The sequence below is a fragment of the Limnohabitans sp. Rim8 genome (assembly GCF_945869175.1).
In the GTDB taxonomy this organism is placed as follows: Bacteria; Pseudomonadota; Gammaproteobacteria; order Burkholderiales; family Burkholderiaceae_C; genus Limnohabitans_A.
Window position 1 is genome coordinate 1 of sequence record NZ_CAMBNZ010000101.1, and the last position, 9078, is coordinate 9078.

A 9078-nucleotide genomic window follows, 5' to 3' on the forward strand; every position below is an offset into this window, starting at 1 on the left:
GAAGGAATGAGCAACATGGACGTGCTCAAAGCCACCTTCCCTGCGGGTACCCTCACAGGGGCGCCCAAGGTGCATGCCATGGAGTTGATTGACCAGTTCGAGCCGGTCAAGCGCGGCATTTATGGCGGTGCTTGCGGCTACATCAGTTACGCGGGCGACATGGACGTGGCCATCGCCATCCGCACCGCCGTCATCAAAGACCAGACGCTCTATGTGCAGGCCGCTGCCGGGGTGGTGGCCGATTCGATACCAGAGATGGAGTGGCGTGAAACCGAACACAAGGCGCGTGCCTTGTTGCGTGCCAGTGAGTTGGTGGAAGAAGGGCTGGAGTGATCATGACCCCAAAAATCAAACTCCTGATGGTCGACAACTACGACTCGTTCACCTTCAACATCGTGCAGTATTTCGGTGAATTGGGGGCTGAGGTCGAGGTCTTTCGCAACGACGAGATCACGTTGGAGGGCATTGCAGCACGTCAACCCGATCGCTTGGTGATTTCGCCAGGTCCGTGTTCGCCAGCCGAGGCGGGCATTTCGGTGGCGGCCATTCAACATTTCGCCGGCCAATTGCCCATCTTGGGCGTCTGCCTAGGACACCAGAGCATTGGCGCAGCATTTGGTGGCAAGATCGTTCGGGCGCAGGAGTTGATGCATGGCAAGACCAGTGTCATCAGCACCACTCAAGAAGGCGTATTCGTTGGTTTGCCCCAGCAGTTCACTGTCAACCGCTACCATTCCCTGGCCATTGAGCGGGCCAGTTGTCCGCCATGCCTGAAAGTCACCGCTTGGACCGACGACGGCGAAATCATGGGCGTGCGGCACCACGAGCTGGACATTGAGGGGGTGCAATTTCACCCCGAATCCATACTGACCGAACATGGACACGTTATGTTGAAAAACTTTTTGGTGCGGCGATGATCGACCTGCGCAGCGACACCGTCACCCAGCCTACCGAAGCCATGCGCATGGCCATGCTGAATGCCCCTGTGGGGGATGACGTGTTTGGCGACGACCCTACGGTCAATGCCCTGCAAGACCGTATCGCACAAATCACCGGGAAAGAATCGGCGCTGTTCATGCCTTCGGGCACGCAAAGCAACCTGTGCGCCCTGATGGCGCACTGTGAGCGGGGCGACGAATACATCGTGGGTCAAAACGCGCACACCTACCGTTACGAAGGTGGCGGTGCGGCGGTGTTGGGCAGCATCCAGCCCCAGCCGCTGTCGCAAAACCTGCAAGGTGAAATGGCGTTGGCGGAAATTGCAGCAGCCATCAAGCCGATCGACTGTCACTTTGCTCGCACGCGCTTGCTGGCGCTGGAGAACACCTGGAACGGTCACCCCATGTCGAAGGCCTATTTGGCGCAAACCACTGGCCTGGCCAGGCAGCATGGTTTGGCTGTGCATCTGGACGGAGCGCGACTCTTCAATGCCGCCGTGGCGCAGGCCGAAGACGGCACGGTCATGGCCAGCGTGCGGCGCATCGTGGACCACTTCGACAGTGTGTCCGTGTGTTTCAGCAAGGGTCTGGGCGCGCCCGTGGGCTCGGCCTTGTGCGGCTCAAGTGAACTGATCGCCAAGGCACTGCGCTGGCGCAAGGTTTTGGGTGGGGGTTTGCGTCAGTCCGGCATTTTGGCAGCAGCAGCGCTGCATGCGCTGGATCACCATGTCGACCGATTGGCCGATGACCACACACTGGCTCAGCGACTGGCTCAAGGCCTGCAGGGCGTGCCGGGACTGAGTGTGCGGTCAGCGCAAACCAATATTGTGTTTGTGGATGTGATCGACGGACGCGGTCCAGCGCTGCTAGATGATCTGAGGGCACATGGCGTTTTGGCCACGGGCTTGATCGGCCTGCGCTTTGTGACCCACTTGGGCGTCGATGCAGCAGCCATTGACCACGCTGTCTCTTGCATTCATCGCTTCATGGGCCAGCCATCGGTGCACCCAAACGGTGCCAGTGTCAACGCAGGCATTTATTGAAGCATTCCTTTATTTTCGATAGATCCTTATCGTCCAAGCCTTTTTCCCAACAACCGATCACACCCCAAGTCAAAGCCATGCCCATCACACCTCAGGAAGCACTTCAACGCACCATCGAGCACCGTGAAATTTTCCACGACGAGATGCTCCACGTCATGCGCATGATCATGAATGGTGAGTTGTCGCCGGTCATGACGGCATCCTTGCTCACGGGCTTGCGCGTGAAAAAAGAAACCATTGGCGAGATCACTGCGGCTGCCCAAGTGATGCGCGAGTTTTCAACAAAAGTGCAAGTGGGTGATTCAACACACTTGGTGGACATCGTGGGCACGGGAGGTGACGGAGCTCACACTTTCAACATCTCAACTTGCGCCATGTTTGTAGCAGCAGCTGCAGGCGCTAAGACGGCTAAGCATGGTGGCCGCAGCGTCAGCAGCAAATCAGGCAGTGCCGATGTGGTGGAAGCACTGGGGGGCAACATCCACCTGTCGCCTGAGCAAATTGCGCGCTCGATTGAGGAGGTGGGCATTGGTTTCATGTTCGCGCCCAATCACCACCCAGCGATGAAGAACGTGGCGCCGGTGCGTAAGGAACTGGGTGTTCGCACCATGTTCAACATCCTGGGGCCATTGACCAACCCGGCTAACGCCCCGAACATCTTGATGGGTGTTTTTCACTCCGACTTGGTGGGCATTCAGGTGCGGGCCTTGCAGCGTTTGGGAGCCGAACATGCGGTGGTGGTGTATGGCCGAGATGGCATGGACGAAATCAGCTTGGGCGCTGCCACCTTGGTGGGTGAGTTGAAAAACGGTCAAATCACCGAATACGACATTCACCCAGAAGATTTTGGTTTGACCATGGCCAGCAATCGGGCGCTCAGAGTCGACACACCCGAGCAATCGATGGCCATGCTGCTCGGTGTGTTGGACAATCAGGCCGGTGCAGCGCGTGACATCGTCATGATCAATGCAGGCGCTGCTTTGTATGCGGCCAATGTGGCCAGCAGCATCGCCGATGGCCTAGCGCTTGCGCGTATGGCCATCGAGTCGGGTGCGGCCAAATCCAAACTGGCGCAGTTTGTGGCCTTCAGCCGAAATGCGTCCTGAGGGTGTGGTGTTATGGCGCCTGGATCGTTTTGGGGTGATGGCGCTTTTTTGAACTTTGAAAAACCGGTGCCACCGAGCCCGAGCAGGAAAACAGCATGAGTGACATCCTCGACAAAATCGTTGCCGTGAAGCGCGAAGAAGTGGCTGCAGCCCTCAAGCAAAAGCCTTTGGCTGTGGTCAGAGCGGATGCCGAAAGCCGGGTGCTGACGCGTGATTTCGAGGGGGCCATGCGTGCCAAAATCGCCGCAGGGCAGGCCGCTGTCATCGCCGAAATCAAGAAGGCCAGCCCGTCCAAAGGCGTGTTGCGAGCCGAGTTCATCCCTGCTGACATTGCCCAAAGTTACGCCGAATTCGGCGCGGCATGCTTGTCGGTCCTAACGGACAAGCAGTTCTTTCAAGGCAGTGTGGATTACCTCAAGCAAGCCCGAGCCAGTTGCGATCTGCCTGTGCTGCGCAAAGACTTCATGATCGATGTTTATCAGATCTACGAAGCGCGGGCCATGGGAGCCGATGCCATTTTGTTGATTGCGGCTTGTTTGGATGATCTGCAAATGGCCGACATGGAAGCAGTAGCGCGCAGTTTGGACATGGCTGTTTTGGTGGAGGTGCACGATCGAGCAGAGCTCTCGCGGGCTTTGAAATTGAAAACCCGCTTGGTGGGCATCAACAACCGCAACCTCAAGACTTTTGAGGTGTCTTTGCAGACCACATTGGACATGTTGCCCGACGTTCCTGCCGACCGATTGCTGGTGACCGAAAGTGGCATTCAAACGGCCGCTGACGTGCAACGCATGCGTGAGGCTCAAGTCCATGCATTTTTGGTGGGCGAAGCCTTCATGCGTGCGAAAGAGCCTGGCGAGGCCTTGGCCACGCTCTTTGCTTGATGACGAAACCCCTTGACCAGTTGACGCTGGGTCTTGAGGAAGCCACTCTGAGTGATGGTCGTTTGTGCCACTGGCCGCCCGATGTGCAAACATTGTCGGAGGACTGGAGACCTTTGGTATTGGATTTCCTGGGTTCGCCCGCTGGGGTCGCCTTGTCAGCGCGTTTGAGTCAAGCATTGATCGCAGGCAAGGTCATCTATCCGCCCGATCCTTTCAGGGCATTGCGTTTGACCCCATTGCAGAAAGTGCGCGTGGTCATATTGGGTCAAGACCCTTATCACGGCCCAGGGCAGGCGGATGGGTTGGCCTTTTCGGTGGCGCCAAGCATGCGTGTGCCACCGAGTTTGCGCAATATTTTCAAAGAATTGCACCGAAGTTTGGGCATTGCGGTGCCTGTCAACGGCGCTTTATTACATTGGGCTAGCCAAGGTGTATTGCTCTTGAACACATGTTTGACCGTAGAAGACGGCCTGCCAGCCAGCCACGCCCGTTGGGGCTGGGAAGCTTTGACCGATGCGTTGATCGCCGCTGTGGCGCAACATGAGCATCCTGTGGTGTTCATGCTTTGGGGCGCGCATGCGCAGACCAAAAAGCCGTTGATTGATGCCTGTATGGCGCATCGGCAGCATTTGGTTTTGCAGGCCAATCATCCCTCGCCTTTGTCTGCTTTGCGCCCACCGCGACCGTTTTTGGGTTGTGGGCACTTTCAGCAAGCCGAGCAATTTTGGACTTTACACCAAGAAAAAGAAGTTCAATGGTAAAAATGTTCAAGCGGCTTGCGAGGCTTCAAGAAAAGATGGCATAATCTAAGACTCGCTTCTGGAGGGGTGCCCGAGTGGCTAAAGGGGGCAGACTGTAAATCTGTTGGCTTACGCCTACACTGGTTCGAATCCAGTCTCCTCCACCAGCAAACTGGCTTATGCCGGTTGATTTGAGCAATTGGAAATGGTTTCCAAGCATTGGCTTCGCACTCACTCGTGCGGTGCAATCAGTGCGGGAGTAGTTTAATGGTAGAACCTTAGCCTTCCAAGCTAATGACACGGGTTCGATTCCCGTTTCCCGCTCCAGTCATCCGGACGAGTTTGTGAGAAGATTTTGCCCTTGTGGCTCAGTGGTAGAGCACTCCCTTGGTAAGGGAGAGGTCGCGGGTCCGATTCCCGCCAAGGGCACCAGTTTCGGGGCGCGCAATTTTGTTTGTGCGCCTTCTGTTTTGGTTGTTGACCACTACTTTTCGGAGTCGAAGATATGGCAAAAGAAAAATTCGAACGGACCAAGCCCCACGTGAACGTGGGCACCATCGGTCACGTTGACCACGGCAAAACCACGCTGACAGCGGCCATCACCACGGTGTTGGCGGCCAAGTTCGGTGGTGCAGCCAAAGCGTACGACCAGATCGACGCGGCGCCCGAAGAAAAAGCCCGTGGTATCACGATCAACACCGCCCACGTGGAGTACGAGACTGCCAACCGTCACTACGCCCACGTGGACTGCCCTGGCCACGCCGACTATGTGAAGAACATGATCACCGGTGCTGCCCAGATGGACGGCGCGATTTTGGTTTGCTCTGCTGCTGACGGCCCTATGCCTCAGACCCGCGAGCACATTTTGTTGGCCCGTCAGGTGGGCGTGCCTTACATCATCGTTTTCTTGAACAAGTGCGACATGGTCGACGACGCTGAGTTGTTGGAGTTGGTCGAGATGGAAGTGCGCGAGTTGTTGTCCAAGTACGACTTCCCCGGCGACGACACCCCGATCATCCAGGGTTCTGCCAAGCTGGCCCTCGAAGGCGACAAGGGTCCTTTGGGCGAAGAGGCCATCATGAAGCTGGCCGATGCGCTGGACAACTACATTCCTACGCCTGACCGCGCAGTTGACGGTGCATTCTTGATGCCTGTGGAAGACGTGTTCTCCATCTCTGGTCGCGGCACAGTGGTGACGGGCCGTATCGAGCGCGGCATTGTCAAAGTTGGCGAAGAAATCGAAATCGTGGGCATCAAAGACACCGTCAAGACCACTTGCACGGGCGTGGAGATGTTCCGCAAGTTGCTGGACCAAGGTCAAGCGGGTGACAACGTCGGTATCTTGTTGCGCGGCACCAAGCGCGAAGACGTCGAGCGCGGCCAAGTGCTGTGCAAGCCAGGCTCGATCAAGCCGCACACCCACTTCACGGGCGAGATCTATGTCTTGTCCAAAGACGAAGGTGGCCGTCACACGCCATTTTTCAACAACTACCGTCCCCAGTTCTACTTCCGCACGACGGACGTGACGGGTGCGATCGAGTTGCCAGAAGGCAAAGAGATGGTGATGCCAGGTGACAACGTGTCGATCACTGTGAAGTTGATCAACCCCATTGCGATGGAAGAGGGCTTGCGCTTTGCCATTCGCGAAGGTGGCCGCACGGTGGGTGCGGGCGTCGTTGCCAAGATCATTGCTTAAATTTTTCTGTAGGGGTATAGCTCAATTGGCAGAGCGTCGGTCTCCAAAACCGAAGGTTGTAGGTTCGATTCCTACTGCCCCTGCCATCTGAAAAGGTGGATTTTCCAAGCCCGCTACATCCTAGCGGGCTTCCTTGTCTGATAAGAGTCCTCTTGAGGGGGCTCAATAAAGGTTCCAAGCCGTATGGCAACGTCTGAAGTTCAAACCGTGAATGCTGCTGGTGACAAGATGCGTCTGGCATTGGCTGGAGCATTGGTCGTGGCTGCTTTTGTGGTCTTTTACATGTTGGCCGGCAAGGGTGCTTTGGTTCAGTGGGCTGGTTTGCTGGTGTGCTTGGTTGCTGCTGCCGTTGTCTTCTTTACCTCGGAGTCGGGTCGCCAATTGATCGCTTTCGGGCGCGATGCCGTTCGTGAAGTCAAAAAAGTGGTTTGGCCCGAGCGCAAGGAAGCCATGCAAATCACGGCCTACGTTTTTGCCTTTGTGGTGGTAATGGCCTTGTTTTTGTGGCTCACCGACAAAACTCTGGAATGGGTTTTCTACGATCTGATTCTTGGGTGGAAAAAATAATGAACGATGTTGTAGTCAATGCGCCAATGGCGGGCTCTTCGACCAATCCTGATTTGAAGTGGTATGTGGTCCATGCTTATTCCGGCATGGAAAAAGCGGTTGAGCGCAACATCATTGAACGCATAGCGCGTTCTGGCATGGAAACCAAGTTCGGCCGCATTCTGGTGCCCACCGAAGAAGTGGTGGAAGTCAAGAATGGTCAAAAGCGCACCACTGAGCGCAAGTTCTTCCCTGGTTATGTGCTGGTGGAAATGGTGATGGACGACGAATCGTGGCACTTGGTGAAGCATACCAACAAGGTCACTGGCTTCGTTGGTGGTGCAAAAAACCGGCCTTCACCGATTTCTGAGGCCGATGTCCAGAAGATCGTGAGCCAGATGCAAGAAGGTACGGACAAGCCGCGCCACAAAGTTGAATTTGAAGTGGGTGAGTACATCCGCGTCAAAGAAGGCCCATTCACCGACTTCAATGGTACGGTGGAAGAAGTTAATTACGAGCGCAACAAAATGCGGGTTTCGGTGACTATTTTCGGTCGCGCCACGCCCGTTGAGTTGGAGTTCGGACAAGTTGAAAAGACTTGAACCTTGTTTGAATGTTTTGTTTGACGCTTCCCGACTCGGCGTCTGACAGTTTTTGAGAGTCGTTAACCCCGGGGAGCCCAAGACCAGTTGGTTTTGAGCGTTAAGACCCGCAAGGAGAAAAGCATGGCGAAAAAAATCGTCGGCTTCATCAAGCTGCAAGTGCCAGCTGGTAAAGCCAATCCATCACCACCTATTGGTCCTGCACTGGGCCAGCGTGGTTTGAACATCATGGAATTCTGCAAGGCGTTCAACGCCCAGACCCAAGGCGTCGAGCCAGGTCTGCCATTGCCAGTGGTCATCACAGCATTTGCAGACAAGTCCTTCACCTTCATCATCAAAACGCCGCCAGCGGCCACATTGATCAAGAAGTCCCTGAAGCTGGACAAGGCTTCGACCAAGCCAGGTTTGGAGAAAGTGGGCAAAATCACCCGCGCACAGCTGGAAGAAATCGCCAAAGCCAAGATGAAAGATTTGACTGCCGCCGACATGGATGCAGCCGTTCGCACCATCGCTGGTACTGCCCGATCCATGGGCGTGAATGTGGAGGGTGTGTAAATGTCCAAGCTCACTAAAAAACAAAAAGCCCTCGTGGGTAAAGTGGACAGCCTGAAGCTGTATGCCTTGACGGATGCTTTGACCATGGTCAAAGAATGCGCGACGGCCAAGTTTGACGAATCCATCGATGTTGCTGTTCAACTCGGTATCGATGCCAAGAAATCTGACCAAGTGGTTCGTGGTGCTGTGGTGTTGCCCAACGGCACCGGCAAAACAGCACGCGTGGCGGTGTTTGCTCAAGGCGCCAAGGCTGAAGAAGCTTTGGCTGCTGGCGCAGACGTGGTCGGTATGGACGATTTGGCTGCGCGCGTCAAAGCTGGCGACATGCCTTTTGATGTGGTGATTGCTGCACCGGACGCCATGCGGGTTGTGGGTACTTTGGGTCAGATTTTGGGTCCTCGTGGCCTGATGCCTAACCCCAAAGTGGGGACCGTGACACCCGATGTAGCCACTGCTGTGCGCAATGCCAAGGCAGGTCAAGTGCAGTTCCGCGTTGACAAGGCGGGTATCGTGCACGGCACGATCGGGCGCCGTTCGTTTGACACTGACAAGTTGCAAGGCAACTTGGCGGCATTGATCGAAGCTTTAGTGAAAGCCAAGCCTGCTACCAGCAAAGGTGTTTACCTGCGTAAAGTGGCCGTGTCTTCAACCATGGGTGTGGGCGTTCGCGTCGATACACAATCCATCGCAGCTTGATGGCGAAGATTTGAGTCTTCCTACGGGTTGGCTCAATGTGGTGGGCTGATGCCTTTTAATAGGTTTCAGGTCATCCGAGACCGTTGGTGCACACACTGATGTGCTTAATCATCAAACAGACCAGTTCGCTTGAATGTTTGGGCCAACGCAGATGGCGATCCCGCTGCAGATGGATGGAGATCCTGAACAGTTGGTCGCTGCAAATAGGCGTGTTTCAGGGGTGACCCAAAGAACACATACAAAGGAGTAGACCTTGAGTCTGAATCGCAGTG

The 9078-nt window shown here is 55.6% G+C and carries 11 protein-coding genes and 4 tRNA genes; all 15 read left to right on the top strand.

Features of this window, described 5'->3' with window-relative positions; translation table 11 throughout:
* A partial coding sequence (locus tag Q0O19_RS12720; protein WP_295523551.1) for a chorismate-binding protein occupies nt 1-333 on the top strand: 333 nt, incomplete at its 5' end.
* Between the two features lie 2 nt (nt 334-335).
* Nucleotides 336-917, top strand: a complete 582-nt coding sequence (locus Q0O19_RS12725) for an aminodeoxychorismate/anthranilate synthase component II (protein WP_295523553.1) — start codon at nt 336-338, stop codon at nt 915-917.
* Nucleotides 914-1981, top strand: a complete 1068-nt coding sequence (gene ltaE / locus Q0O19_RS12730; RefSeq protein ID WP_295523555.1) for a low-specificity L-threonine aldolase — start codon at nt 914-916, stop codon at nt 1979-1981. Before Q0O19_RS12725 ends, ltaE begins: the two co-directional genes overlap by 4 nt.
* A gap of 77 nt (nt 1982-2058) precedes the next feature.
* Nucleotides 2059-3087, top strand: a complete 1029-nt coding sequence (gene trpD / locus Q0O19_RS12735; RefSeq protein ID WP_295523557.1) for an anthranilate phosphoribosyltransferase — start codon at nt 2059-2061, stop codon at nt 3085-3087.
* Between the two features lie 95 nt (nt 3088-3182).
* On the top strand, nt 3183-3971 hold the full coding sequence (gene trpC / locus Q0O19_RS12740) for an indole-3-glycerol phosphate synthase TrpC (protein WP_295523559.1): 789 nt from the start codon (nt 3183-3185) through the stop codon (nt 3969-3971).
* Entirely contained in the window at nt 3971-4732 is a 762-nt protein-coding gene (locus tag Q0O19_RS12745) for a uracil-DNA glycosylase (protein ID WP_295523561.1), read from the top strand. Before trpC ends, Q0O19_RS12745 begins: the two co-directional genes overlap by 1 nt.
* A 60-nt stretch (nt 4733-4792) precedes the next feature.
* Nucleotides 4793-4878: transfer RNA gene (locus Q0O19_RS12750), tRNA-Tyr, on the top strand.
* 86 nt (nt 4879-4964) lie between these two features.
* Nucleotides 4965-5038: transfer RNA gene (locus tag Q0O19_RS12755), tRNA-Gly, on the top strand.
* Between the two features lie 30 nt (nt 5039-5068).
* Nucleotides 5069-5143, top strand: a tRNA-Thr gene (locus Q0O19_RS12760).
* Between the two features lie 73 nt (nt 5144-5216).
* Nucleotides 5217-6407, top strand: coding sequence for an elongation factor Tu (gene tuf, locus Q0O19_RS12765; RefSeq protein WP_295523563.1), 1191 nt, complete (start codon nt 5217-5219; stop codon nt 6405-6407).
* A gap of 10 nt (nt 6408-6417) precedes the next feature.
* A tRNA-Trp gene (locus Q0O19_RS12770) sits at nt 6418-6493 on the top strand.
* Between the two features lie 97 nt (nt 6494-6590).
* Nucleotides 6591-6974 (top strand): preprotein translocase subunit SecE, encoded by a 384-nt coding sequence (gene secE / locus Q0O19_RS12775; RefSeq protein WP_295523565.1) that lies wholly within the window; start codon nt 6591-6593, stop codon nt 6972-6974.
* Nucleotides 6974-7555 (top strand): transcription termination/antitermination protein NusG, encoded by a 582-nt coding sequence (nusG, locus tag Q0O19_RS12780; protein WP_295523570.1) that lies wholly within the window; start codon nt 6974-6976, stop codon nt 7553-7555. The genes secE and nusG overlap by 1 nt, the downstream gene beginning before the upstream one ends.
* Nucleotides 7556-7678: 123 nt before the next feature.
* A complete protein-coding gene (rplK, locus tag Q0O19_RS12785; protein ID WP_100174245.1) occupies nt 7679-8110 on the top strand; it encodes a 50S ribosomal protein L11 in 432 nt (143 codons plus the stop codon).
* Nucleotides 8111-8806, top strand: coding sequence for a 50S ribosomal protein L1 (gene rplA, locus Q0O19_RS12790; RefSeq protein WP_295523567.1), 696 nt, complete (start codon nt 8111-8113; stop codon nt 8804-8806).
* The last annotated feature ends 272 nt before the right edge of the window (nt 8807-9078 follow it).